24 protein-coding genes and 5 tRNA genes are annotated in these 23,628 nt (G+C 72.5%); 18 read left to right on the top strand and 11 right to left on the bottom strand.

The window, feature by feature from the left end; translation table 11 throughout:
• Positions 1-99 precede the first annotated feature (99 nt).
• The gene (locus tag OG462_RS10555) at positions 100-729 is read left to right on the top strand and encodes a sigma-70 family RNA polymerase sigma factor (protein ID WP_406056692.1); all 630 of its coding nucleotides are present in this window, start codon (positions 100-102) and stop codon (positions 727-729) included.
• Positions 730-766: 37 nt separating this feature from the next.
• Positions 767-1,261 carry a GNAT family N-acetyltransferase gene (locus tag OG462_RS10550; RefSeq protein ID WP_406056690.1) on the top strand — a complete coding sequence of 165 codons (495 nt, stop codon included), beginning with the start codon at positions 767-769 and terminating at the stop codon, positions 1,259-1,261.
• Between the two features lies 1 nt (position 1,262).
• On the opposite strand, the gene OG462_RS10545 is transcribed toward OG462_RS10550, so the two are convergent.
• A complete protein-coding gene (locus tag OG462_RS10545) occupies positions 1,263-1,697 on the bottom strand; it encodes a hypothetical protein (protein ID WP_406056688.1) in 435 nt (144 codons plus the stop codon).
• Between the two features lie 2 nt (positions 1,698-1,699).
• Complete coding sequence (locus OG462_RS10540; RefSeq protein ID WP_406056686.1) at positions 1,700-2,062, bottom strand: hypothetical protein; 363 nt, start codon at positions 2,060-2,062, stop codon at positions 1,700-1,702.
• Between the two features lie 588 nt (positions 2,063-2,650).
• Here OG462_RS10540 and OG462_RS10535 point away from each other — a divergent pair.
• From OG462_RS10535 to OG462_RS10500, 8 genes are all read left to right on the top strand, one after another.
• Positions 2,651-3,745 (top strand): methionine ABC transporter ATP-binding protein, encoded by a 1,095-nt coding sequence (locus OG462_RS10535; RefSeq protein ID WP_406056684.1) that lies wholly within the window; start codon positions 2,651-2,653, stop codon positions 3,743-3,745.
• Positions 3,742-4,410, top strand: coding sequence for a methionine ABC transporter permease (locus OG462_RS10530; protein ID WP_406056682.1), 669 nt, complete (start codon positions 3,742-3,744; stop codon positions 4,408-4,410). Before OG462_RS10535 ends, OG462_RS10530 begins: the two co-directional genes overlap by 4 nt.
• Positions 4,411-4,502: 92 nt before the next feature.
• The gene (locus OG462_RS10525; protein WP_406056680.1) at positions 4,503-5,360 is read left to right on the top strand and encodes a MetQ/NlpA family ABC transporter substrate-binding protein; all 858 of its coding nucleotides are present in this window, start codon (positions 4,503-4,505) and stop codon (positions 5,358-5,360) included.
• Positions 5,361-5,556: 196 nt separating this feature from the next.
• Positions 5,557-6,192, top strand: a complete 636-nt coding sequence (locus OG462_RS10520) for a GNAT family N-acetyltransferase (RefSeq protein ID WP_406056678.1) — start codon at positions 5,557-5,559, stop codon at positions 6,190-6,192.
• Between the two features lie 67 nt (positions 6,193-6,259).
• Complete coding sequence (cbiE, locus tag OG462_RS10515) at positions 6,260-7,501, top strand: precorrin-6y C5,15-methyltransferase (decarboxylating) subunit CbiE (protein ID WP_406056676.1); 1,242 nt, start codon at positions 6,260-6,262, stop codon at positions 7,499-7,501.
• A gap of 325 nt (positions 7,502-7,826) precedes the next feature.
• Entirely contained in the window at positions 7,827-11,426 is a 3,600-nt protein-coding gene (gene cobT, locus OG462_RS10510; protein ID WP_406056674.1) for a nicotinate-nucleotide--dimethylbenzimidazole phosphoribosyltransferase, read from the top strand.
• A gap of 346 nt (positions 11,427-11,772) precedes the next feature.
• Positions 11,773-13,026 carry a uroporphyrinogen-III C-methyltransferase gene (cobA, locus tag OG462_RS10505; protein WP_406056673.1) on the top strand — a complete coding sequence of 418 codons (1,254 nt, stop codon included), beginning with the start codon at positions 11,773-11,775 and terminating at the stop codon, positions 13,024-13,026.
• A gap of 60 nt (positions 13,027-13,086) precedes the next feature.
• Entirely contained in the window at positions 13,087-13,905 is an 819-nt protein-coding gene (locus tag OG462_RS10500; RefSeq protein ID WP_406056671.1) for a TrmH family RNA methyltransferase, read from the top strand.
• 48 nt (positions 13,906-13,953) lie between these two features.
• Here the strand turns inward: OG462_RS10500 and OG462_RS10495 are convergent, their stop codons facing one another.
• Positions 13,954-15,162, bottom strand: a complete 1,209-nt coding sequence (locus tag OG462_RS10495) for a serine/threonine-protein kinase (RefSeq protein ID WP_406056669.1) — start codon at positions 15,160-15,162, stop codon at positions 13,954-13,956.
• A 511-nt stretch (positions 15,163-15,673) separates the two neighbouring features.
• On the opposite strand from OG462_RS10495, the gene OG462_RS10490 reads away from it, so the two are divergent.
• The 3 genes from OG462_RS10490 (at position 15,674) to OG462_RS10480 (ending at position 17,338) form a co-directional block, all read left to right on the top strand.
• Positions 15,674-15,841: a hypothetical protein gene (locus OG462_RS10490; RefSeq protein WP_041662151.1), complete on the top strand. Its 168-nt coding sequence runs from the start codon at positions 15,674-15,676 to the stop codon at positions 15,839-15,841.
• Between the two features lie 149 nt (positions 15,842-15,990).
• Positions 15,991-17,001: a phosphotransferase enzyme family protein gene (locus OG462_RS10485; RefSeq protein WP_406056667.1), complete on the top strand. Its 1,011-nt coding sequence runs from the start codon at positions 15,991-15,993 to the stop codon at positions 16,999-17,001.
• A gap of 46 nt (positions 17,002-17,047) precedes the next feature.
• Positions 17,048-17,338, top strand: a complete 291-nt coding sequence (locus tag OG462_RS10480; protein WP_406056665.1) for a zf-TFIIB domain-containing protein — start codon at positions 17,048-17,050, stop codon at positions 17,336-17,338.
• Positions 17,339-17,408: 70 nt separating this feature from the next.
• Here the strand turns inward: OG462_RS10480 and OG462_RS10475 are convergent.
• The 5 genes from OG462_RS10475 to OG462_RS10455 form a co-directional block, all read right to left on the bottom strand.
• Positions 17,409-17,483 (bottom strand) — tRNA-Val (locus OG462_RS10475).
• Positions 17,484-17,525: 42 nt separating this feature from the next.
• Positions 17,526-17,597: transfer RNA gene (locus OG462_RS10470), tRNA-Val, on the bottom strand.
• Between the two features lie 34 nt (positions 17,598-17,631).
• Positions 17,632-17,703 (bottom strand) — tRNA-Val (locus tag OG462_RS10465).
• A 1-nt stretch (position 17,704) separates the two neighbouring features.
• A tRNA-Cys gene (locus tag OG462_RS10460) sits at positions 17,705-17,778 on the bottom strand.
• A gap of 39 nt (positions 17,779-17,817) precedes the next feature.
• Positions 17,818-17,890: transfer RNA gene (locus OG462_RS10455), tRNA-Gly, on the bottom strand.
• A 232-nt stretch (positions 17,891-18,122) separates the two neighbouring features.
• On the opposite strand from OG462_RS10455, the gene OG462_RS10450 reads away from it, so the two are divergent.
• The 3 genes from OG462_RS10450 to OG462_RS10440 are packed head-to-tail and all read left to right on the top strand — an operon-like array spanning position 18,123 to position 20,899.
• Positions 18,123-19,190, top strand: a complete 1,068-nt coding sequence (locus OG462_RS10450; protein ID WP_406056663.1) for a chorismate-binding protein — start codon at positions 18,123-18,125, stop codon at positions 19,188-19,190.
• A complete protein-coding gene (locus tag OG462_RS10445; RefSeq protein ID WP_406056661.1) occupies positions 19,187-20,017 on the top strand; it encodes an aminotransferase class IV in 831 nt (276 codons plus the stop codon). Before OG462_RS10450 ends, OG462_RS10445 begins: the two co-directional genes overlap by 4 nt.
• 42 nt (positions 20,018-20,059) lie before the next feature.
• Positions 20,060-20,899 (top strand): GNAT family N-acetyltransferase, encoded by an 840-nt coding sequence (locus tag OG462_RS10440; protein WP_406056659.1) that lies wholly within the window; start codon positions 20,060-20,062, stop codon positions 20,897-20,899.
• A 10-nt stretch (positions 20,900-20,909) separates the two neighbouring features.
• Here OG462_RS10440 and OG462_RS10435 read toward each other — a convergent pair whose 3' ends face one another.
• Positions 20,910-21,425: a DsbA family protein gene (locus OG462_RS10435; protein ID WP_406056657.1), complete on the bottom strand. Its 516-nt coding sequence runs from the start codon at positions 21,423-21,425 to the stop codon at positions 20,910-20,912.
• Between the two features lie 173 nt (positions 21,426-21,598).
• Between OG462_RS10435 and OG462_RS10430 the strand changes: the two genes are divergently transcribed.
• Positions 21,599-22,009 (top strand): hypothetical protein, encoded by a 411-nt coding sequence (locus OG462_RS10430; protein ID WP_406056655.1) that lies wholly within the window; start codon positions 21,599-21,601, stop codon positions 22,007-22,009.
• A 111-nt stretch (positions 22,010-22,120) separates the two neighbouring features.
• On the top strand, positions 22,121-22,285 hold the full coding sequence (locus tag OG462_RS10425; RefSeq protein WP_406056653.1) for a hypothetical protein: 165 nt from the start codon (positions 22,121-22,123) through the stop codon (positions 22,283-22,285).
• Between the two features lie 47 nt (positions 22,286-22,332).
• On the opposite strand, the gene OG462_RS10420 is transcribed toward OG462_RS10425, so the two are convergent.
• Both OG462_RS10420 and OG462_RS10415 read right to left on the bottom strand, forming a co-directional pair.
• On the bottom strand, positions 22,333-22,890 hold the full coding sequence (locus tag OG462_RS10420; protein ID WP_406056651.1) for a CGNR zinc finger domain-containing protein: 558 nt from the start codon (positions 22,888-22,890) through the stop codon (positions 22,333-22,335).
• A 191-nt stretch (positions 22,891-23,081) separates the two neighbouring features.
• Positions 23,082-23,495, bottom strand: coding sequence for an SsgA family sporulation/cell division regulator (locus OG462_RS10415; protein ID WP_015032345.1), 414 nt, complete (start codon positions 23,493-23,495; stop codon positions 23,082-23,084).
• Positions 23,496-23,628 lie beyond the last annotated feature (133 nt).

Here is a 23,628-nt window from a genome sequence, read left to right as displayed (position 1 = left end):
ACCTGTGCGGGCCCGCCGATCGGGCCCGCACGACCTCCTCCCGGGTGGTTTACGCCTCGTACCGCAACCACGCCCGCGTGCCCCGGCATCGTGCGGTTCATGACCACCCCCGGCACCACCACTCCTGGCACGACCACCCCCGGCACCACCACTCCCGGCACCACCACTCCCGGCACCACAGCCATCGGCGACACCGCCACCCCCGGGCTCCTCGCCGCCCTCGCCCCACTGCTCGCCGCCGAGTCGGACGCCGAGGCGCCGGCCGCCGGTGTCGACCCCGGCGATCTGGAACAGGCCGTCTGGCTCCGCCTCCTGGAGCAGCTCCGCGACACAGGAGCCGCCCCCGAGCGTCCCGCCGAATGGCTGCGCCGCGCCGTCCGCGCGGAGGCCCGCCGGGCCCGCAGGACGAGCGACCGCGAGCGCCCCTACCGGGACGAGCCCGCCGGCGATCCGGGCGCCGCCGAGCCCCACGGCTCCCCGGAGCACTCGCTGATGGTCGCCGAGGGGCGCCGCACCCTGCGCGCCGCCGTCACCCGGACACCCGGCCGCTGCCCCCGGGTGCTGACCGCGATGCTCGATCCCGAGGACCCCACGTACCGGGAAATCGCAGGAGAGTTGGGTATCTCACAGGGCAGTCTGGGGCCGATGCGTTCCCGTTGCCTGGGATGCCTGCGCAGAATGCTGGCTGCAGAGGTTCCCGCCCCCGGCCGACGGGGAAGGGTGCGGTAAACCGATGATCGACCAGATGAGCGGGAGGCGTGCACACATGGGCCTGAGTGTGACCATCTCAGCAGCGGACGCGGCAGACGCGGAGCACATCCTGAAGCTGCAGTACCTCTGCTACCAGAGTGAGGCGGAGCTCTACGGGGACTGGTCCATCGAACCGCTCACCCAGTCGCTCGACGCCCTGCGCGCCGAACTGGACGAGGGGTACGGGCTGGTGGCCCGGCTCGGTGACGAGGTCGTCGCCTCCGTACGGGCCCGGCTCGACGAGGACGGCACAGTGCGGATCGCCAAGCTGATCGTGCACCCGCGGATGCGGCGGCACGGCCTCGGCGGCCGGCTCCTCGACGGCATCGAGCGCCACTTCGCCGGCGCCGCCGTTCAGCCGGCCCCGTCCGCCAAGCGCTTCCAGCTCTTCACCGGTCACCGCAGCGAGGGCAATCTGCGCCTCTACCGCAGCAAGGGGTACGCGCAGGTCGGCACCCAGGAAGTCGGCCCCAGGCTCACCCTGGTGACCCTGGAGAAGGCCGCCGCCTGACTCAGGCGGCCACCGCGGTACGCGACCGGCGCAGCCACCAGATACCGGTCAGCGGAAGCAGTACCGGAATGAAGAGATAGCCGTAGCCGTAGTCCGACCAGACCGTCGCGTCCGGGAAGGCGGACGGCTCGGCCAGCGTCCAGGTCCCGACGATCAGTACGCCCGCGAGCTCGGCGGCGCAGCACACCAGCGCCGCCCTGCGGGCCGTCTCCCCGCCCCGCACCAGCGTGTAGGTGATGAACGCGTAGACGACGGCGGCCACCGCCGACAGGGAGTACGCGAGCGGCGCCCGGTCGAACTCGGTGGCGATCTGGTAGATCGAGCGCGAGACCGCGCCGACCGACATCACGCCGTAGAGCCAGACGAGCAGGATGCCCGGACCCGTGACGAGACGGGTCTTCGCGCCCTGTGCGGCCTTCTCCTGCGTCCCGGTCATGGTCAGCCCACCGTCCAGATGTCGTAGAGACGCACTTCGAGCACGGCCAGGACGACCGCGCCGGCGGCCACCGTGGCCGAACCCCACCGGCTGCGCTCCGTGAGCGACATGAAACCGGCGATGGGCACCGCGCACAGCGCGCCGAGCAGATAGGCGACGAAGATCGTCGCCCCCTCCTCCGCCTTCTCGCCGCGCGTCAGCTGCACGATCCCGACGATCAGCTGGACCAGGACGAGGAAGGTCACCACGGCCATGCCGATGAAGTGCCAGTCCTTGGTCGACTGGTCGCGGAAGGCGGCGAAGCCGCACCAGGCGGCGAGGGCGAGCGCGGCCACGGAGACCGCGACCGTCAGGACGTCAAGCATGCGCCCGAGGGTATTACGGTGCGAACGGCCCGATGCGCTCGCCCCCCACCGCCCTCCCGGCACGGGTCCGGCGGCCGGGAGGGCGGTGGAGGTGGCCTTGGCCACAACGCGCCCCCGCACGGCCCTTCGCACCCTCTTCGCGGGCGTCGCTCCGACCCGCCCGTCCCCGCAGGCCACACGGGGAAAGCGGGCGGAAGGAGGGCTTCCGGAGTGTCCGAATGGCGTCTCAATGACGTCCGCTATTCGGACAGCCCCCTTTCGTTCGCACCTGCGCATGCTTTACTTGCAGACATGACCACGACGAGCAGCCGCACCCTTGCGACCGAGGCGATCACGACGCCCGGTGCTCGTTGTATGTGTCGAATGTGCGCCTTCTGAGGGCCCCCGCCTGAGTTTCGCGCCCCGAAGCGAGACCCGACGGCCGTGCCGTTCCTCCCGCCTTCCGGCGGCGGACCGTGCCCGCCCCCGCGCACCCGCCGACTCCCGGCCACCCGCCGGACCGGCCTCCGTGCGCCTGACTGTCCGAAGACGAATGCCCCGTGCACGACGGACCCCGCGTCGCGCACTCGACAGTGACGGAAAACCCCTGTGATCACCACTTCGGGCCTGACCAAGGTCTACGAGTCGCGCGGCCGGCAGGTCACCGCTCTGGACGGTGTCGACCTCCATGTCCGCGAGGGCGAGGTGTTCGGCGTGATCGGCCAGAGCGGCGCCGGCAAGTCCTCGCTCATCCGCTGCGTCAACCTCCTGGAGCGCCCCACCTCCGGCACCGTGACCGTCGACGGCCTCGACCTCACCGCGCTCGCCGGGAAGGGCCGCCGCGCGGGCAAGGACCTGCGCCGGGCGCGCAGCAGCATCGGCATGGTCTTCCAGCACTTCAACCTGCTGTCCTCCCGCACGGTGAAGGACAACATCGAACTTCCCCTGGAGATCCTCGGCGTCTCCGGCGCCGAGCGCTCCCGCCGGGCCCTCGAACTCCTCGACCTGGTCGGCCTCGCCGACAAGGCCAAGTCCTACCCCGGCCAGCTCTCCGGCGGCCAGAAGCAGCGCGTCGGCATCGCCCGCGCCCTCGCCGGCAAGCCCAAGGTCCTGCTCTCCGACGAGGCCACCAGCGCCCTCGACCCGGAGACCACCCGCTCCATCCTCCAGCTGCTGCGCGACCTCAACCAGCAGCTCGGTCTCACCGTCCTCCTCATCACCCACGAGATGGACGTCGTGAAGACGATCTGCGACTCCGCCGCGCTGATGCAGCACGGCCGTGTCATCGAGTCCGGCACCGTCGGCGAACTGCTCGCCACCCCCGGCTCCCAGCTGGCGGCCGAGCTGTTCCCGGTCAGCGGCGCCCACACCGGCCCCGACCGCACGGTCGTCGACGTCACCTTCCACGGCGAGGCCGCGAGCCAGCCCGTCATCTCGCAGCTCTCCCGCACGTACAACATCGACATCTCGATCCTCGGGGCGGCGATGGACACCGTCGGCGGCAAGCAGATCGGCCGGATGCGGATCGAGCTGCCCGGCCGGTACGAGGACAACGTCGTCCCGGTCGGCTTCCTGCGCGAGCAGGGCCTCCAGGTCGAGGTCGTCGAGGAGACGCTCCTCGACGCGGCGTTCGCCGAAGAAACGATTGCCCAGGACGCGGTGCCCGGCGCGGCGACCCTGCTCGCGAAGGAAGGTGCCAAGTGACCTGGTCCGAGATGCAGCCACTGCTGGAGCAGGGCACCGTCGACACCCTCTACATGGTCCTCTGGGCCACCGTCGTCACCGTGCTCGGCGGCCTGCCGCTCGGCGTCCTCCTCGTCCTCACGGACAAGGGCGGACTGCTGCAGAACCTGCCGGTCAACAAGGTCGTCGGTGCGATCGTGAACATCGGGCGTTCGCTGCCCTTCATCATCCTGCTGATCGCCCTGATCCCCTTCACCACCCTCGTCGTCGGCACCTTCATCGGCCCGACCGCGATGATCGTGCCGCTCGCCATCGGCGCCATCCCCTTCTTCGCGCGCCTCGTCGAGACATCGATCCGCGAGGTCGACCACGGGCTCGTCGAGGCCGTCCAGGCCATGGGCGGCGGCATCCCCACCATCGTCCGCAAGGTGCTGCTTCCGCAGGCCCTGCCCTCGCTGATCTCGGGCGTCACCACCACGGTCATCGTCCTCATCGGCTACTCGGCGATGGCCGGCGCGGTCGGCGGCGAGGGCCTCGGCTCCAAGGCCGTCACCTACGGATACCAGCGATTCGACACCACGTTCATGCTGGTCACCGTCGTCGTCCTGGTCCTGATCGTGACCGTCGTCCAGCTCATCGGCGACGGAGTCGTACGACTCCTCGCCCGCCGGGGCCGTACCGCGTAACGGCCTCCCGGCCCCCCAGACTTCGTCCTTCGAAGAACAGCCCGGACTTGTTGTCCAGGCGACCACCGCACCACCGGAAAGAGGCACTCTTCGTGCGTAAGAACATCAAGCTCACCGCCGGTATCGCCACCGCCGCCGCCCTCGCCCTCGGCCTCAGCGCCTGCGGCACCTCCTCGGACCCGGGGTCCAAGGACTCGGCCGGCTCCGGCGATGCCTCCAAGGCGCTCGTCGTCGCCGCGTCCCCGACGCCCCACGCCGACATCCTCAACTACGTCAAGGACAACCTGGCCGAGAAGGCCGGCCTGAAGCTGGAGGTGAAGGAGTTCACGGACTACGTCCTGCCGAACACCGCCACCGAGACCGGCCAGGTCGACGCCAACTTCTTCCAGCACAAGCCGTACCTCGACGACTTCAACAAGAAGAACAACACCCACATCGTCCCGGTGGTCAACGTCCACCTGGAGCCGCTGGGCCTCTACTCCAAGAACATCAAGTCGGTGAAGGACATCAAGGCGGGCCAGACCATCGCCGTCCCCAACGACACCACCAACGGCGGCCGCGCGCTCCAGCTGCTCGCCGAGAACGGCCTGATCACCATCAAGCCGGGTGTCGGCACCAACGCCAAGATCTCCGACATCACCGACAAGAAGGGCCTGGAGTTCAAGGAGCTGGAGGCCGCCACCGTGCCCCGCGCCCTGAACGACGTCGACGCCGCCGTCATCAACGGCAACTACGCCATCGAGGCCAAGCTCTCGCCGGCCAACGACGCCATCGCCCTGGAGAAGGCGGACGGCAACCCGTACGCCAACTTCCTCGCCGTCAAGGAGGGCAACGAGAAGGACGCCCGCGTGCAGAAGCTCGCGAAGCTCCTCAACTCGCCCGAGGTGAAGAAGTACATCGAGGACACCTACAAGGGCTCGGTCATCCCGGCCTTCGGCGCCGCCGAGTAAGGTCCGGCGTCCGAGGGACCGTCAGACCGGCTCCCCCGTACAGTCCTTGAGCAGAAGGCCCCCCGCATCCCGTCCGGTGCGCGGGGCCTTCGCCACACCCCCACCCGACATCCCCCCGGCCATGCGCACCGGCGCCCGCATGCTGCATGCTGTGCGTTCACGGTCGATTCGGACGGTCCACGGCATGGAGCTGCGCATGACTACCACCTTTCCGGACATCTCCATCAACACGGACCGGTTGGTGCTGCGCGCGTTCGAAGAGGCCGACGCCACCGCCCTCGCCGAGATGATGAACGACGAACTCGTCGGCGCCTGGACCGCGGTGCCCCAGCCCTTCACCGAGGCCGCCGCCCGCCGCTGGATCACCGAGTACGCACCCGCGGAACGCGCCGCGGGCCGCGGCATCGACCTCGCCGTCACCGAGTTCCTCACCCAGCGCCTGGTCGGCGTCATCCAGCTGGCCAAGACCGACTGGAAGGTCCGCTCCACCGAGATCTCCTACATCGTCGCCCCCTGGGCCCGCGGCGAGGGATACGCCTCCGAGGCCGCGCTCGCCACCGCCCAGTGGCTCTTCGGCGACCAGAAGTTCGAACGCCTCGAACTGCGCACCGCGGCCGACAACACCGCCTCCCAGCAGGTCGCCCAGAAGATCGGCTGCATCAGCGAAGGCGTCCTGCGCAACGCCTGCATAGCCCGCACCCGCACCGAGGACGGCAGCTGGACCGATCTGCGCACCGACTTCATCGTCTGGGGCCTCCTCCCCGAGGACCTCGACGGCGTCGCCGACCAGATGGCCGAGGCCGGATACTCCTCGTACACCGACTGGAGCTGAGCCCCGCAGCCCCACCCGGGGTACGCTCGGCACGCCCCCGACCTGCGACGACACCAGGAGACGACGAATGGCCGACCGCGTCACGGTGATCGGCTGGGACGGCTCGCCCCTCACCGCGGCGGCCCGGTCCGCGCTCTCCGCCGCCACCCTGGTGGCCGGCGCCGCCCACCACCTGGCGCTGCCCGAAGTCCCGCCCGGCGCCGAACGCATCCGCCTCGGCAGCGTCGACCTCGCCGCCCGCCGCATCGCCGGCCACCGCGGCACCGCCGTCGTCCTCGCCGACGGCGACCCCGGCTTCTTCGGCGTCGTCCGCACCCTGCGCGCCCCCGAACACGGCCTCGAGGTCGAGGTCGTCCCCGCCGTCTCCTCCGTCGCCGCCGCCTTCGCCCGGGCCGGGATGCCCTGGGAGGACGCCCGGATCGTCGTCGCTCACCAGCGCACCCTGCGCCGCGCCGTCAACGTCTGCCGCGCCCACCCCAAGGTCGCCGTCCTCACCTCGCCCGGCGCGGGGCCGGCCGAGCTCGCCCTCCTCCTCGACGGCGTCCACCGCACCTTCGTGGTCTGCGAAGAGCTCGGCACCGACCGCGAACAGGTCTCCGTCCTCACCTCCGACAAGGCGGCCGACCACGCCTGGCGCGACCCGAACGTCGTCCTCGTCATCGGCGGCACCTCGGGCGGCACCCCCGCCACGCCCTGGCTGATGGGCCAGGACCCGGCGGCGCCCCCGGTGCGCGGCTGGGGGCTGCCCACGGAGGAGTACGACCCCCAGGGGTACGACCCCGCCGGCGCACGGACCGGCGCGGGCGAGGACCCGTACCTGCGCGCCGCCCAGCTCGCCCGCCTCGGGCCCCGCACCGGCGACCTCGTGTGGGACATCGGCTGCGCGGGCGGCGCCTTCTCCGTCGAGGCCGCCCGCTTCGGCGCCGCCGTCATCGGCGTGGACCTCGACCCGGCCGCCTGCGCCCGCACCGAGCAGGCCGCCCGCCGCCACGGCGTACCCCTCCAGACGGTGCGGGGCCGGGCCCCGCACGTCCTGGAGAGCCTGCCCGAACCGGATGTCGTACGCATCGCGGCCGGCGGGGTCCCCGTCGTCACGGCCTGCACCGACCGGCGTCCCGAGCGCATCGTCGCCCACGCCTCCACCCGCGACGAGGCCGAGGCGATCGGCACCGCCCTCTCCGACGGCGGCTACACCGTCGAGACCCTCCTTCTCCAGACGGTCGGACTCGACCCGGACGACTGGTCGGAACGCGAGCGTTCGGTCGTCTTCCTGCTCTCCGGCCGCAGGACCGACACCCCCCACGGGTAACCCCACCACCCCCACCCGTGACCGTGCCGCCCGCCGGGGCAGGTAGGCTGGCCGATTGTTGTACCGCATCCGGATGTTCGGCGCTTCGTTCGTCAATGTCCTGAATTGGTGGCCACATTGCGCCGCTGACGTGGTACTCGACAAGGGGGGACCGCGCGACGTGGCGCAGTCCACAGCGCACCGTGGCAAATCTCCCTGCCATGAAGGCCCGGGGCCGCGACAATGTGTGGGTGTTCGCGTGTCCTTCGTGCCGCGCGGCGCACGCGCTCGTTCTTGTCGACGGGCGCAGGTCTGAAGGAGCACAAGCGATGGGCGAGGGGTACGCATGACGGACACCGGCCAGGTCCCGGGCGAGGGGCTGCCGGAGAACGCAGGCATGGTCGAGCAGCCGGGCATCCCCGCACCGGGCGCGTACACCTTCCTGGACCCCTCCGAGCACACCACCGAGGACGACGACCTGCTTCTGATGCCGGGCGCCCAGGGCGCCTGGAGCGAGCACCCGCCGGGCGTCGCGCCCGCGCCGCCGGTCGCGGTGCCTCCGCCGGCCGCATCCGCGGTCCCGAACCAGGGCGGGCCGTCCGTGCCGCACCCGGCGGCTCCCGGCGCGCCGGCCGTGATGGGCGACCCGCTCACCGGCCCCCTGCCGGACCCGCTGACGGCCCCACTGGACTCCGTCGCCCTCGCCGACGTCCTCACGGCCCCGCAGAACCAGACCCCGCCGCAGGGCGTCCCGCTGGGCACGCCGGCGCACGGCGTCCCGCTCGCCGGCACTCCGGCGCACGGCATCCCCCTGGACCAGCTGACGGGCACTCCGGCGCACGGTGTCCCGCTCGACCAGCTCACCGGCACTCCGGCGCACGGCGTCCCGGTGGACCAGCCGACCGGTACCCCCGCCCACGGCGTCCCGCTCGACCAGCTCACCGGCACCCCCGCCCACGGCATCCCCATGGCGCCGCAGGAGCCGACGCACACCGACCACGGCTACGAGCCCGGCATCCTCGACACCGGCGCGCACGAGGCCGCCGGCCGAGACTCCGGCTCCGTCGACCTCGGCGGAGTCCGGATGCCCCCGCCCGCCACGGCCCCCGCCCCGCAGGCGGCGCGCCGCCCGCTGCACATGGGTCCGCCGGTTCCCGAGGCCGGCGGCCTGGTGCTCTCGCTGGCCGACCGCGGCCCCGCCGCCGCGCCCGCACCGGCCCCGCAGTCCGCGCCGATTCCCGTACCCGAGCCGCTCGTGGCGACCGGCCCCGTGCCGATGCCGGTACGGAACCCGGGCCCGCCGACCACCGGCCCCGAGTACTTCGAGATCGCGCAGGACCAGCAGCTCGCGCCGCAGGGTGCCGAGCCGTGGGCCGCGCAGCCGCAGGAGACCGTGGCCCCGCAGGTCCCGGCCGTCCCCGCAGAAACGGTCGTCCCGCAGAGCGGGCAGTTCGTCCAGGTCGAGGGCAACGTCCCGACGACCCCCCACCTGGCGCCGATCCCGGCGCCCGAGCCGACCCCCGCGCCCGAGCCGGCTGAGCCGTCCGAGCCCGAGACCGCCCCCGAGGCCCCGGCAGCCGTCGCGGAGGCCGCCCCCGAGGCCCCGGTGGAGACGCCCGACGCCCTCGTCACCGTCCCCGCCCCGCGCGAGGGCGAGCCGGTCGCCGAGGCCCCCGAGCCCGTGACGGCGGAGGCCGAGGAGCCCGTCGCCGTACCCGAGGCCGAGCACGCCCCGGAGGCCGAGCCGCAGCCCGAGGAGCCGACGGAGCCCGTCGCCGAAGCCGCCACCGAGGCCCCGGCCGAGGCGATCGCCGTGGCGGAGGAGACGACCCCGGAGGCGCGGATCCCCGTCGAGGAGGCCCCCGTCGAGGAGGCCCCCGTTGAGGCGGTCGCCGACGAGATCCCGTTCGCACCGGAAGGCGCCCCCGAGGCCCTGCCCGAGCCGACCCCGGAGACCGAGGCGGCGCCCGCCGCCGAGGCTCCGCAGGCCGATCCGGAGCACGCGGAGACCGAGCCGGTCCAGGCCGACGAGGTCATCGCCCCCACGGACGCCCCGGAGGCGCTCACGGAGGACGAGACCGCCACCGAGGCCGGCACCGAAGCCGCCACCGAGGTCGTCACGGCGGTTCAGGTGGAGACGGCCCCCGGCGCAGAAGCTGCAGAAGCCACAGTGGACTCCGCAGAAGCCGCAGGGGACACCGAGGAAGCCGAGTCGCCCCCGGCCCCCGGCTACGACGACGCCGAGCGCGAGGCCGTTCTCCGCGTGATGCGCGAGCGCCGCGACATCCGCAACGGCTTCCGCTCCGACCCGATCCCGCACGAGGTGCTGCTCCGCGTCCTGGAGGCCGCCCACACGGCCCCCAGCGTCGGCCACTCGCAGCCCTGGGACTTCGTCGTCATCCGCTCCGCCGAGACCCGGCAGACGATGCACGAGCTGGCCCAGCGACAGCGCGAGGCCTACGCCAAGTCGCTGCCGAAGGCCCGGGCGAAGCAGTTCAAGGAACTGAAGATCGAGGCCATCCTCGACACCCCGGTCAACATCGTCGTGACGGCCGACCCGACCCGGGGCGGCCGCCACACCCTCGGCCGCTACACGCAGCCGCAGATGGCCCCGTACTCCTCGGCGCTCGCCGTCGAGAACCTCTGGCTCGCCGCCCGCGCCGAGGGCCTCGGCGTCGGCTGGGTCAGCTTCTTCGACGAGCGCGAGATGGTCCGCACCCTGGGCCTCCCCGAGCACCTCGAAGTGGTCGCGTACCTCTGCGTGGGTTACGTCGACGAGTTCCCCGAGGAGCCCGAGCTGATGCAGGCGGGCTGGTCCAAGCGCCGCCCGCTGGCCTGGGTCGTCCACGAGGAGACGTACGGCCGCCGCGCCCTTCCCGGCGAGGAGCCGCACGACCTCCTCCAGGAGACCATCGCCAACATCCGCCCGCTGGACGCCAAGGCGCTCGGCGAGGCGTGGGAGCGCCAGAAGCGGATGACCAAGCCCGCCGGCGCGCTCGGCATGCTGGAGATCATCGCGGCGCAGCTCTCCGGACTCTCCCGGGTGTGCCCGCCGCCGATCCCGGAGCCGGCCGCCGTCGCGATCTTCGCCGGCGACCACGGCGTCCACGCCCAGGGCGTGACCCCCTGGCCGCAGGAGGTCACCGGCCAGATGGTGGCCAACTTCCTCGGCGGGGGAGCGGTCTGCAACGCCTTCGCCAACCAGGTGGGGGCGGAGGTCTGCGTCATCGACGTGGGCGTGGCCTCCGAACTCCCGGCCACCCCCGGTCTCCTGCCCCGCAAGGTCCGCCCCGGCACCGCCGACTTCACCACGGGCCTCGCGATGACCCGCGACGAGGTACTGGCCGCGATCGAGGTAGGCATCGAAACGGCCCGCGACCTCGTGGCGGCGGGCAACAAGGCGCTCCTCACGGGCGAGATGGGCATCGCGAACACCACCGCGTCCGCCGCCCTGATCTCGGTCTACACGGGCGTCGACCCGACCGAGGTCACGGGCCGTGGCACGGGCATCAACGACGAGACGCACGCCCGCAAGGTGGACGTCGTCCGTCGCGCCCTCGATCTGCACAAGCCGGATCCGGCGGACCCGATCGGCGTCCTCTCGGCGGTCGGCGGCCTGGAGCACGCGGCCCTCGTCGGCCTGATCCTGGGCGCGGCCTCCCTGCGTACCCCGGTCATCCTCGACGGTGTGTCCACCGGCGCCGCGGCGCTCGTGGCCCGCGCGATCGCGCCGGAGTCGCTCGCGGCCTGCATCGCCGGTCACCGCAGCGCCGAGCCGGGCCACGTGGCCGCGCTCAACAAGCTGGGCCTGCGCCCCCTGGTCGACCTGGACCTCCGTCTCGGCGAGGGCACGGGCGCACTGCTCGCGCTCCCGCTGGTGCAGAGTGCGGCCCGTGCGATGCACGAGGTGGCCACGTTCGACTCGGCGGGCGTCACCGAGAAGTAGCACCCCTGCGCGTCTCCCACCCACCTGTGCGAGTGGGGGACGCGCGGGGACCGTGTTCGGGACGTAGAGCGTGATGTGTGGCGCGTCCACAGCGGGCACACATGAACTGTCCCTGCACGCGCCGTACGTCATGCAGTCCCGCATACGGTCCCGGAGCGGCCCCTACGCCAGGGGCCCACCGGGCGAAGGCCCCACCGGAAGCCCCCCGAGACGCAACGGGGAGACCGGCTCGGCCTCCCGGGAGATCCGTCACAGCGTGACGTCTCGCCGCCACCGATATCGTGGCCCCACCAGCCGCTTCACCGCAGCAGCGGCCAGCACCCGCCCTCCGAGGAGCCGCTCACCCATGGCCGAGCACGCCGATCACACCGCCCAGCCGGCGACGCACCCCGCCTACCCCGTGGGCCTGCGCCTGGCGGGCCGCCGCGTAGTCGTCCTCGGCGGCGGCCAGGTGGCCCAGCGCCGGCTCCCGGCCCTGATCGCCGCAGGCGCCGAGATCACACTGATCTCCCCCTCCGCGACCCCCTCCGTGGACGTGATGGCGGAGACGGGCGAGATCACCTGGATCAAGCGCCGGTACGAGGACGGGGACCTGGCCGACGCCTGGTACGCCCTGGTGGCGACCACGGACCCGGCCGCGAACGCCGCCGCCTCCGCCGAGGCCGAGCGGACCCGGACCTGGTGCGTGCGCTCGGACGACGCGGAAGCGGCCACCGCCTGGACGCCGGCCACCGGCCGCAGCGAGGGCGTGACCGTGGCCGTCCTCACCGGCCACGACCCCCGCCGTTCCGCCGCCGTGCGCGACGCGATCGTCGAGGGGCTCCGCGACGGTTCGATCGCCGCGCCCGCGCGCCGCGCCCGTACCCCCTTCGTCGCCCTGGTCGGTGGCGGCCCCGGCGACCCGGACCTCATCACGGTGCGCGGCCGCCGCCTGCTCGCCGAGGCCGACGTGGTCATCGCCGACCGGCTCGGCCCCCGTGACCTCCTGGACGAGCTTCCCCCGCACGTCGAGGTGATCGACGCGGCGAAGATCCCGTACGGCAGGTTCATGGCCCAGGAGGCCATCAACAACGCGCTGATCGAGCACGCGAAGGCCGGCAGGTCCGTCGTACGGCTCAAGGGCGGTGACCCGTTCGTCTTCGGCCGGGGCATGGAGGAGGCGCAGGCGCTCGCCGCCGAAGGCATCGCCTGCACGGTGGTGCCGGGCATCTCCAGCTCGATCTCGGTCCCGGGCGCGGCGGGCATCCCGGTGACGCACCGGGGCGTGGCCCACGAGTTCACGGTGGTCAGCGGGCACGTGGCCCCGGACGACCCGCGTTCCCTGGTCGACTGGGCGTCGCTCGCGAAGCTCACCGGCACGCTGGTGATCCTCATGGGCGTGGACAAGATCGGGAAGATCGCCGAGGCGCTCATCGCCCACGGCAAGAACCCGGAGACGCCGCTCGCCCTGGTCCAGGAGGGCACGACGGCCTCGCAGCGCCGGGTGGACGCGACGCTGGCGACGGTGGCGGAGACCGTGAAGACGCAGGAGGTCCGCCCGCCGGCGGTCATCGTGATCGGCGACGTGGTGACGGAAGGCCCGGACCGCCTGGTCAGGTAGCAACGGACGCACCGCCGCACACACATTGGCACCACACCCCGGACAAGGCAGTATCACCTCGTGGCCGAACTCATCACGATCGACGACCCCGACGACCCGCGCCTGCGCGACTACATCGGTCTGACCGATGTCGAACTCCGCCGCAGAAGGGAACCGGCCGAGGGCCTGTTCATCGCGGAGGGGGAGAAGGTCATCCGCCGGGCCCGTCAGGCGGGGTACGAGATGCGGTCGATGCTGCTCTCCGCCAAGTGGGTCGATGTGATGCGGGACGTCATCGACGAGGTCCCGGCGCCGGTGTACGCGATCCAGCCGGACCTCGCGGAACGCGTGACCGGCTACCACGTGCACCGGGGCGCCCTCGCCTCCATGCAGCGCAAGCCGCTCCCGGACGCCGCCGACCTGCTCGTCGGCGCCCGCCGGGTGGTCGTGATGGAGTCGGTGAACGACCACACCAACATCGGCGCGATCTTCCGCAGCGCCGCGGCGCTCGGCATGGACGCCGTGCTGCTGTCGCCGGACTGCGCGGACCCGCTGTACCGGCGCTCGGTGAAGGTGTCGATGGGCGCGGTGTTCTCCGTCCCGTACGCGCGCCTCGACAGCTGGCCGCGAGGCCTGGAGGCGGTACGGGAGGCGGGCTTCAAGCTGCTCGCGCTGACGCCGGCCGAGAAGGCGATGTCGATCGACGAGGCCGCACCGCACCGCATGGAGCGGGTGGCCCTGATGCTGGGCGCCGAGGGCGACGGCCTGTCCACGCAGGCCCTGCGCGCCGCGGACGAGTGGGTCCGCATCCCGATGGCCCACGGTGTCGACTCGCTGAACGTGGGCGCGGCGGCGGCGGTGGCCTTCTACGCGGTGGCGACGGGCCGCCCGGAGTCCTGAGCGGCCCACCGGCACCAGCTCAAGCCCCGGACCCCGGCCCCGGGGGTCCTACCCCTGAAGGGCCTGGGCGGCGGCGATGCCCAGGGCCACCACCAGCGTCACCACCACGAAGACGAAGAGCCGCTGCCGCAGCAGCCGCGGGTTGGCGGGGCGACGTCCCGTCGACGTCGAACGGGCACCGGGCCTGGTCGCGGGACGGCCACCCGTCCGCGGCCCGGCGGACGGTCGGGAGGACGGCCCGGGCCCACGCCCACCGCGGTCCCGCTCCGCGCCACGCTCGGTGCCACGATCCGCGCCGCGCTCCGTACCCCGCTCGGCGCCGCGCTCCGGCATACGACCGGGCACGTCCCGCTCGGTGTACCGCTCGGTCGGCCGTACGGTGTTCCGCTCCTCGGTCCGCTCCCGCTGCACCGGCGGCCGCGAGACCGGCAGGCCCTGCGCCTCGCGCGCCGCGATCTCCTTGAGCCGCATCGACAGCTGAAGGGTGCTGGGACGGTCCTCGGGGTCCTTCGCCAGACAGGCCCGGATCAGCGGCGCCAGCGCGTCCGGCACCCCGTGCAGCTGCGGTTCCTCGTGCACGACCCGGTAGAGCATGACCTCGGAACTGCCGTGCCCGAAGGGGGAGTCGGCCATCGCCGCGTACGCCAGCGTGGCACCGAGGGAGAACACGTCGGTGGCGGGGGTGACGGCCGCGCCACGCACCTGCTCGGGGGCGAGGAAGCCGGGGGAGCCGACAGCCGTACCGACATGGGTCAGGGTGCTCGCCCCGGTGGCCCAGGCGATGCCGAAGTCGATGATGCGGGGGCCCTTGGGGGAGAGCAGGATGTTCGAGGGCTTGAGGTCCCGGTGCACGACCCCCGCCTCGTGGACGGCGACGAGGCCCTCCGAGAGCGCGGCCCCGATCGAGGCCACGTCGGCGGCGCGCAGCGAGCCCTCCTCGGCGACCCGGTCGTGCAGTGAGGGACCGGGCACGTACTGGGTGGCGAACCAGGGGCGCTCGGCCTCCAGATCGGCGGCGACGAGCCGGGCCGTACAGCCGCCCCGGATCCGCCGGGCTGCGGACACCTCACGGGCGAACCGGGACCGGAACTCCTGGTCCTCGGCCAGATCCGGCCGGATCACCTTGAGCGCCACTCGCTGGCCGCGCCGGTCGGACCCCAGATACACGACACCCATCCCGCCGGCACCCAGCCTGCGGTGGAGCCGGAACGACCCGACGATCCGCGGATCCTCGCGCCGGAGCCGCATCATCGCCATGTCCGTCCCCTCGTCCGTTCGACGTGGCACAGCTTACGTAGTGGCGCCCGCACGTGCTCATAGGCCGCGCCCTCGCACCGGGATCGATTGTCAGTGCTGAGGGGTACGGGTGACGAAGGCGTGCGCCGGAGGTCACCCCAACCCCCCACCACAACAACCCAGTTGACTAAGTGTCGACAAGCTGGTCCGGGGGTCCCGGAGGCGTCCGCCGAGGCCTCCGGACCGGGGCGTTCCTACGGCGCCCCGCGAAGTGAGCGAAGTCACGCCCGGGCCACCCCTCCACCGCCCCTGGCGGAACCCCTCCGGGAAGACCCCGGGTTCCGCGCCCCCGTCTCCACCCAGGGGAGTACGCCGTACGGCCGGGCGTCATCCTCCCGGAGGCCCGTAAGTCGGTACGCGGGCATGACGTCCGGGCCTTCCCGGCTCCCTAAAGTTGATGTCAAGCGGCGGGTGCAGCACTCGTCCCCCGAGGTCAAGCACCCGCCGCGCCAGACACGACAGGAGAGGAACCATGGCTTTCACGGCATCGCGGACGAGCACCCGGCCTTCGAGCCGGCGTCATCCCCTGGTGGCCACCGCCATGGTCCTCCCTCTCGCGGCCCTGCTCGTAGTCGTCTTCGGCGGCTGGGAAGCGGTGGTCACACAGGCGTCGTCCGTGGGCGTGATGCTGGGGCGCTGACAAGCGCCTCAGACCCGGGAGAGCGGCCCGGGTCGGAACATCCGGCCATCAACCCCGTGGGGACGGGGGTGCGGCGGACGGCAGCGTGGGGCCGGTCAGCTGGGGAGCTGACCGGCCTTCGCGCGTTCCCGCCCCGTACGCTCGCCCCCGTGGACTCCCCTGACCGGCCTCTCCTCGACGGCCTCGCCGCGTACGCGCACGCCGCCGCACACCGCCCCGGTACGCGCTGCCGCTGCGCGAGCGACCTGATCGGGGTGCTGGCCGACCGCGACGACGGAACGGTCGTACGTCACGGGCGACTGGTCGCGAAGGCGCACGCCCCCGGCACCGACCCCGAGGCGCACCGCGCACGGCTGGCGCTCGCCGCCCACCGGGATGTCTCCGAGGTCTTCCTCCAGCCCCTCCCGACGCCGACGCCGACGCCGACGCCCGCATCCGAGCCGATCGTCGAGCTCGAAGGACGCCCCGTCACGGTCTGGCCGTACGGCCCACCCGTCGACCCGGCGGACCCCGACGCCGCCCCCTGGGAGGAAGCCGCGCGGCTCCTGGCGCTCCTCCACCGCACTCCGCCGCCGCCCGGGTTGGCCGACCGGCTCCCGGACATGCGGGCCCCCGCCAAGGCGGCCCTCGCCGTGGACCGGATGCGCCGTACGGCCCCGGACCACCCGGCCACCACCACCGTCCTCGCCGCCTGGCGATCCGTCCCCGACGACGCCCGGCGGTCGACGGCGGACAGCCCGGCAGCGGGCCCCCGCCTCCTCTGCCACGGCGACTTCCACCTCGGCCAACTGGTCCGCGACACCGGCCTCCCGCTCCAGGCCCCCTGGCGACTCATCGACATGGACGACGTCGGTCTCGGCGACCCCGCGTGGGATCTGGCCCGCCCCGCCGCCTGGTTCGCCGCCGGCATCCTGCCCCCGGAGGTCTGGTCCCGTTTCCTCGGCGCGTACCAGGCGGCGGGCGGCCCGGCCGTGGGCCCCGATCCCTGGGTCCAACTCGACGTGCCCGCCCGCGCCCTGACGGTCCAGACGGCGGCCCTGGCCCTCGCGAAGTCGACGGCGGAGGGCCGGCCGCTCGACGAGGTCGAGGACGTGATGATCGACACCTGCGCCCGTATCGCCGGGCATCGAACCGACTCGGCCCCTTCGGCGTCCACGTAAGGTGAAGCCACCATTCGAACGGCGAAGTCAGGGAGTTGAGCCGACGATGCAGTGTCCCAAGTGCCACGCGGCCATGCACACGTACAACCGCAACGGCGTCCAGATCGAGCAGTGCAGCGGCTGCCGCGGGATATTCCTGGACTACGGCGAGCTGGAGTCCCTGACCCGCCTGGAGTCCCAGTGGGTCCAGCAGGCCCCGCCCGCCCCGCCGGCCCCGCAGGCGTACCCGGCCGCGCAGCCCGCCGCACCCGCCTGGGGCGCCCCGCACCAGGGCGGCCACCACGGCGGCGGTCACTACCGCCAGCGCGGCTTCGGCCGGATGCTCTTCTCCTCCTGACGGAGGGTGCACCGGGCCTCCGGTGCACGAAGAAGCCCCCGGCCGCGAGATGCGGCCGGGGGCTCTTTGATGGTGCGCGATACTGGGATTGAACCAGTGACCTCTTCCGTGTCAGGGAAGCGCTCTCCCGCTGAGCTAATCGCGCGGGTGGTGCACACGAACGTACCCGAAGGTACTGCGTACTGCGTGCGCGATACTGGGATTGAACCAGTGACCTCTTCCGTGTCAGGGAAGCGCTCTCCCGCTGAGCTAATCGCGCGGGGGATCCGAAGATCCAGGACCCGAAGGTCCAGTGGACGATACTGGGATTGAACCAGTGACCTCTTCCGTGTCAGGGAAGCGCTCTCCCGCTGAGCTAATCGTCCTTGGAGGTGGAGACGGGATTTGAACCCGTGTAGACGGCTTTGCAGGCCGTTGCCTCGCCTCTCGGCCACTCCACCAGGAGTGAATACAGGGGTTCGGGAAGATCCCCCACATCGAGCGGACGACGAGATTCGAACTCGCGACCCTCACCTTGGCAAGGTGATGCTCTACCAACTGAGCCACGTCCGCTTGTCGTTTCCGTTTCGCTTGCGCGTCCCGGCGACGTGTTGAACTCTAGCGGATTCCTGGGCCAGCACAAAAACGCGTTTCCGCAGCGTGCTGACCTGCGCGCCGATCCGAGTGCCCGGCCGGGCGTCCCGGAGGGTTCGCGCCACGTTCACTCGCCGTGTTCCCGAGGTGGCGGGGAACCCCCGGTGCAAGGGCCCCGCTGTCCCTCCTTCGGCGGACCTAGACTCGATGCGTGCACGACCTTGCTCCTCTGGCCCGCTTCGGCGGCCTCGTCGCGACCGACCTCCGGGACGTCACCCACGACCCCGAAGCCCTGGACTCCGCCGGCTTCTGGGCCGTCTGCGCGGACTTCGAGGGGCGTCTGACCTGCGCGCGCTTCGGCGACGTGCGGGCCGACCCCGTCCCCCCGCCCGTCCCCGGCGGCTGGCTCGGCCCCGCCGCCGGTGACTGGACGTCCTCCCTCGACCGCGCCGCGTACATCGCGGGCGTCCGGCGCGTGCGCGAGCACATCGCGCGCGGCGAGGTCTACCAGGCGAACCTCTGCCGGGTGCTGACCGCGCCGCTGCCGGACCCGGCCGCCGCCGACGTCGACGCCCTCACCGCGCTCCTCGCCCGGGGCAACCCCGCCCCGTACGCCGGAACGATCCGCCTGCCCGCGCACGGGGTGGAGATCGCCACCGCCTCCCCCGAGCTCTACCTCCGCCAGGAGGGGGCCCTGATCTCCTCGGGGCCCATCAAGGGGACCGGCCGCACCGCCGCCGACCTCCTCCCCAAGGACCACGCGGAGAACGTGATGATCGTCGACCTGGTCCGCAACGACCTGGGACGCGTCAGCGAGACCGGCTCCGTCGCCGTCCCCGCCCTCTGCGCGATCGAGGAGCACCCCGGCCTCGTCCACCTCGTCTCCATGGTCACCGGCCTGCTGCGCGAGGACGCCGGCTGGCCCGAGCTGCTCGACGCCACCTTCCCGCCCGGCTCCGTCACCGGCGCACCCAAGTCCAGCGCGCTGCGGATCATCGAGGCCCTGGAGACCGCTCCCCGCGGCCCCTACTGCGGAGGCGTCGGCTGGGTCGACGCCGACGCGGGCACCGCCGAGCTGGCCGTCGGCATACGGACCTTCTGGATCGACCGCGCCGAGGGTGTGCTCCGCTTCGGCACCGGCGCGGGGATCACCTGGGGCTCCGACCCGGAGCGCGAGTGGGGGGAGACCGAGCTGAAGGCGTCCCGGCTGGTCGCGATAGCGTCGGGCGCCTACGAGTCAGGCGCCCTTGAGGCGAGCGGAAAGGCCACTTCTCGATGAAACTCTGGGTCAACGGCGGGCTGCACGACGCGGAGACCGCCCTGGTCTCCGTGCTGGACCACGGACTGACCGTCGGCGACGGCGTCTTCGAGACGGTCAAGGCGGAGCGGGGAGAAACGTTTGCTCTCACCCTCCACCTGGAGCGCCTCACCCGTTCCGCCCGCGGTCTCGGCCTGCCCGACCCGGACCTCGACGAGGTCCGCCGCGCCTGCGCCGCCGTCCTCGCCGCGAACCCGATGGAGCTGGGCCGGCTCCGCATCACGTACACCGCCGGTCTCTCCCCGCTCGGCTCCGAGCGCGGCGACGAGGGGGCCGGCCTGGTCGTGGGCCTCGGGGAGACCGGCCGACGTGCCGACTCCACCGCCGTGATCACGGTGCCCTGGACCCGCAACGAGCGCGGCGCCCTCACCGGGCTCAAGACCACCTCGTACGCCGAGAACGTGGTCGCCCTCGCCCGGGCGCGCGAGCAGGGCGCGTCCGAGGCGCTCTTCGCCAACACCGTGGGGCAGCTCTGCGAGGGCACCGGCTCCAACGTCTTCGTCGTGGTCGACGGAGAGATCCACACCCCGCCCGTCTCCTCCGGCTGCCTCGCGGGCATCACCCGCGCCCTCGCCGTCGAGTGGACCGGTGCGCAGGAGACCGATCTGCCGCTGGACGTCCTGGAGAGCGCCGAGGAGATCTTCCTGACCTCGACCCTCCGCGACGTCCAGGCCGTGCACCGCGTCGACGGGCGCGAGCTGTCGCCGGCGCCCGGCCCGGTCACCGCCAAGGCCATGCGGATCTTCGACGAGAACGCCGCCCGCGACCGGGATCCGCGCCTCGCGTAAAACCTGATGACGGACGGCCCCGGGGTGGGTAGAACACCACTGATGACCACCACCCTGCGGCCGGCCGAGCCGCTTCAGCAGACGCCCGACGGAGGCCGTTCCCGCACCTACGACGTGTGCGTGAACAGCCGCCGTGTCGGTTCCGTGCACCTCTCCACCGATCCCGGCTTCGGCGCCGCCTCCGGAGTGATCGGCCGGCTCCGGGTCGACGAGCCGGACCGCGGACGGGGCCGGGGCACGGTCGCGGCGCTCGCCTCCGAGGAGGTGCTGCGGGGCTGGGGCTGCGCCGAGGTGCAGATATCGGTGCCCGCCGACGCCGGGGCGGCACTGCGGATGGCCCGCTCGCTCGGCTACACCGAGCGCAGCCGGAACATGGTCAAGGAGCTGCCCGCCGAGCCGCCGGCCCTGCCGGGCGGCGTCGAGGTCCGGCCGATGTCCGAGACCGAGTACGGGGAGTGGGCGGTCCGGGCCAAGCAGGGCTTCGCGCAGAGCTGGATCGACCGTGGCGTCCCCGAGGACCAGGCCCGCGCCAAGGCCGAGAGCAGCCACGAGAGGTACCTCCCGGAGGGCCTCGCCACCCCCGACGTCGCGATCCACGTGGTCGTCCGGGACGGACGGCCCGCCGGCTTCCTGTGGACCGGCCGGATCGAGCTGGAGCCGGGGCGCTGGGCGGCCTTCGTGTACGACATCGAGGTCGACGAGGCCCAGCGGGGACACGGCTACGGCCGGGCGCTGATGCTGCTCGCCGAGCGGGTCGCGCGGGAGGCCGGGGAGACCCTGCTCGGCTTGCACGTCTTCGCCGGCAACACCCCGGCGATCCGGCTGTACGAGTCGCTGGGCTACCGCACGACCTACGTGAACAGCGCCAAGGAGCTGCGCTAGGGGGGCGCGATCAGGCCTTCAGGAGACGGTCGGCGATCTCCTCGATGCGCGCGCGCAGACCGTCCTGGCTCTGGCCGCCGTCCAGCCGCTCCCCGTCGATGACATAGGTCGGCGTGCCGGTGACCTTGATCGCCTTGCCCTCGGCCTCGTCCGCGTCGACGGTCAGCAGATGCCGGCCGTCGATCAGCGCGGTGTCGAACTCCTCGGCGTCGAGTCCGAGTCCGGTGGCGACCTCCATCAGCACCGGCTCGCCCCGCTCGCCCAGCTCGGCGGTCCTGGCGAGCAGCGCCTCCGCGTACGCCCAGCCCTTGCCCTGCTCGACGGCCTCCTCGGCGGCCTGCGCGGCCGCGTACGCGTGCTTGTGCTTGGCGAGCGGGAAGTGCCGCAGCTGTACATCGAGCCGGTCGCCGTACTTCTCACGGAGCGCGCGGACGTCGTCGAGGGCCTGGAAGCAGTCGGGGCACTGGAGGTCGAACCACGCCTCGAGGACGACGGGGGAGGCGGGTGCGGTGGTGGAGTCACTCATGACAGCAGTCTCCCTCACCGGGGAGGGGCGGGCGGCTCCCCACCGGGACCTGGGGAGGAGATCCGGCGGGGGTGACCCGGAGATCTCCCTGAGACCGGGCCCGGGACATGGCCGGAGAGGGCCTCACCGGTGCAGGATGGAAGGGACGTATCACCCGGGACCTGGAGGACCGCATGCTCGCCGAGACCATTTTCTCCGCGGTGGCCGCGGCAGGCCTGGGCATCGCCGCGATCACGGCGTACCGGAAGCGTTTCCTGTCCGCCGCCCGGATCGCGGCCTACGCCCTGGTGCCGCTCGGCCTGGTGATGACGGGCGCTGTCGACTGGATCGCGGACACGGCGTTCAGTCCGGTCGCCTGGGCCGGCTTCGGTGTCCTGGGCGTCGCCTGGCTGCTCTTCCTGTCCACCCGGGCGGTGGAGCGGCGCCGCGGCGACCGCAAGGAGACCACCGCCGGGACCGAGCCGAGTGCCGTGGCTCCGGCGGCGTCGTCGCCCTCGCGTGCCGTCACGGCGAAGCCGCAGTCCGGCACGACGGGAGAGGACTTCAGCGACATCGAGGCGATTCTGAAGAAGCACGGAATCTGATCGCTTCTGGCGATTCCCGTTCCCGTGATCCACGGGAAGGGATGAACAGCCCTTGCTGTGGGGCGTGTTGCGGGATTTCCCGGGTCCGGGGTGCGCCATCATCCCCCCGAGATGCTGGATACCTCGCGGGAGACCGTCCCCGCCGCCCCCGATGCCCCTGACGAAGAGCCGCGCGGCTGTCTGTTCGCGCTCTCCCAGCCCCCGCTGATGATCTTTCTCGGGGTGATCGGCTGTCTGCTGCTCATGGCCGCCGTGAACGATCTCTTCGTACGGTGAGGGCCCCGGCGGCGGTCACGGCCCCGGCCCCGACCGGCGCCCCGGCCTCAGCCCGCCGCCTCCTTGCGGCGCGCCCGGTACGCGGCCACGTGCAGCCGGTTCCCACAGGTGCGGCTGTCGCAGTAGCGCCGCGAGCGGTTGCGGGAGAGGTCGACGAAGGCCCGGCCGCAGTCCGGCGCCTCGCAGCGCCGCAGCCGCTCCTGCTCGCCCGCCACCACGATGAACGCCAGCGCCATGCCACAGTCGGCCGAGAGGTGGTCGGCCACCGAGGCGCCCGGCGCGAAGTAGTGCACGTGCCAGTCGTAGCCGTCGTGGTCGGTGAGCTGTGGCGTGGTGCCCGCACCCGCCACCAGCTGGTTGATCAGGGGAGCCGCGATCCGCGCCTCGGGGGCCGAGAAGACCGCCGCGAACTTCTCACGCACCTCGCGCACGGCCCGCAGGTCGTCGGGGCCCAGCTCGCCCACGCCGCTGATCTTGTGCGCGTGGACGAAGGTCTGCAGCCCCGGGATGTCCGCGAGCTCGTCGGCGCGGTCGCCCTGGGGCGCGGTGTTCATCAGATCGACGACGGTGTCGAGGGCGATCCGGGTGTCGTGAGGGATCAGCACGATTCGCTCCCTGGCCGGCCGCGGGCGGGCGCCCGCGGAATGGCGCTGACTTTAGCGCGACCGGGAAAAGGACAACGGCGCCCACCACCGCGCCGGCTGCGCGGTGGGGAGCGCCGGTGTCGTGCCTATGTGACTGCCCGCGCGGCGCCGTCGCCCCGAGTCGGACGGCGCCGTGCGGCTCTCGGCCTGGCTCAGCTGTCGGCCAGGATGTGGGAGAGCTCCGTGTCGAGATCGAAGTGCCGATGCTCGGTGCCCGGTGGCACGGCGGCGTCGGTCCGCTTCAGGAACGACTCCAGGGCCCTCGCCGGGGCCTCGAGCAGGGCTTCTCCCTCGGGGGAGCTCAACGCGATGCAGACGACTCCCTGACCGTGACTACGGGATGGCCAGACGCGGACGTCGCCCGTGCCGGTGGGCCGGTGCAGCCCCTCGGCGAGAAGGTCGCGGGCGAAGACCCACTCGACCGTCTCCTCGGCTCCGGTGTGGAAGGTGGCGTGCACGGCATACGGATCGGCCGTGTCATACCGCAGGCCCGCGGGTACAGGCAGTGAGGACTCGCTCGACACAACGAGGCGCAGGTGCAGCTCGCAGCTGACCGTGGTGTTCATAAGCGCCAGGGCCTTTCGCTCAGTGTGCGCTCGGGGATTCGCACGTCGGCGAAATCGACATGCCACCTCCAGTGCCGTTGTAAACCCCTCTGTCGGTTTTGTGATCGTTCAGGTAGCTCGTATGGGCGCGTGT

Source organism: Streptomyces sp. NBC_01077 (genome assembly GCF_045162855.1).
Lineage (GTDB): Bacteria > Actinomycetota > Actinomycetes > Streptomycetales > Streptomycetaceae > Streptomyces.
Note: the sequence above shows the minus strand (reverse complement) of the source record. Positions and strands in the feature narration are given on the sequence as shown.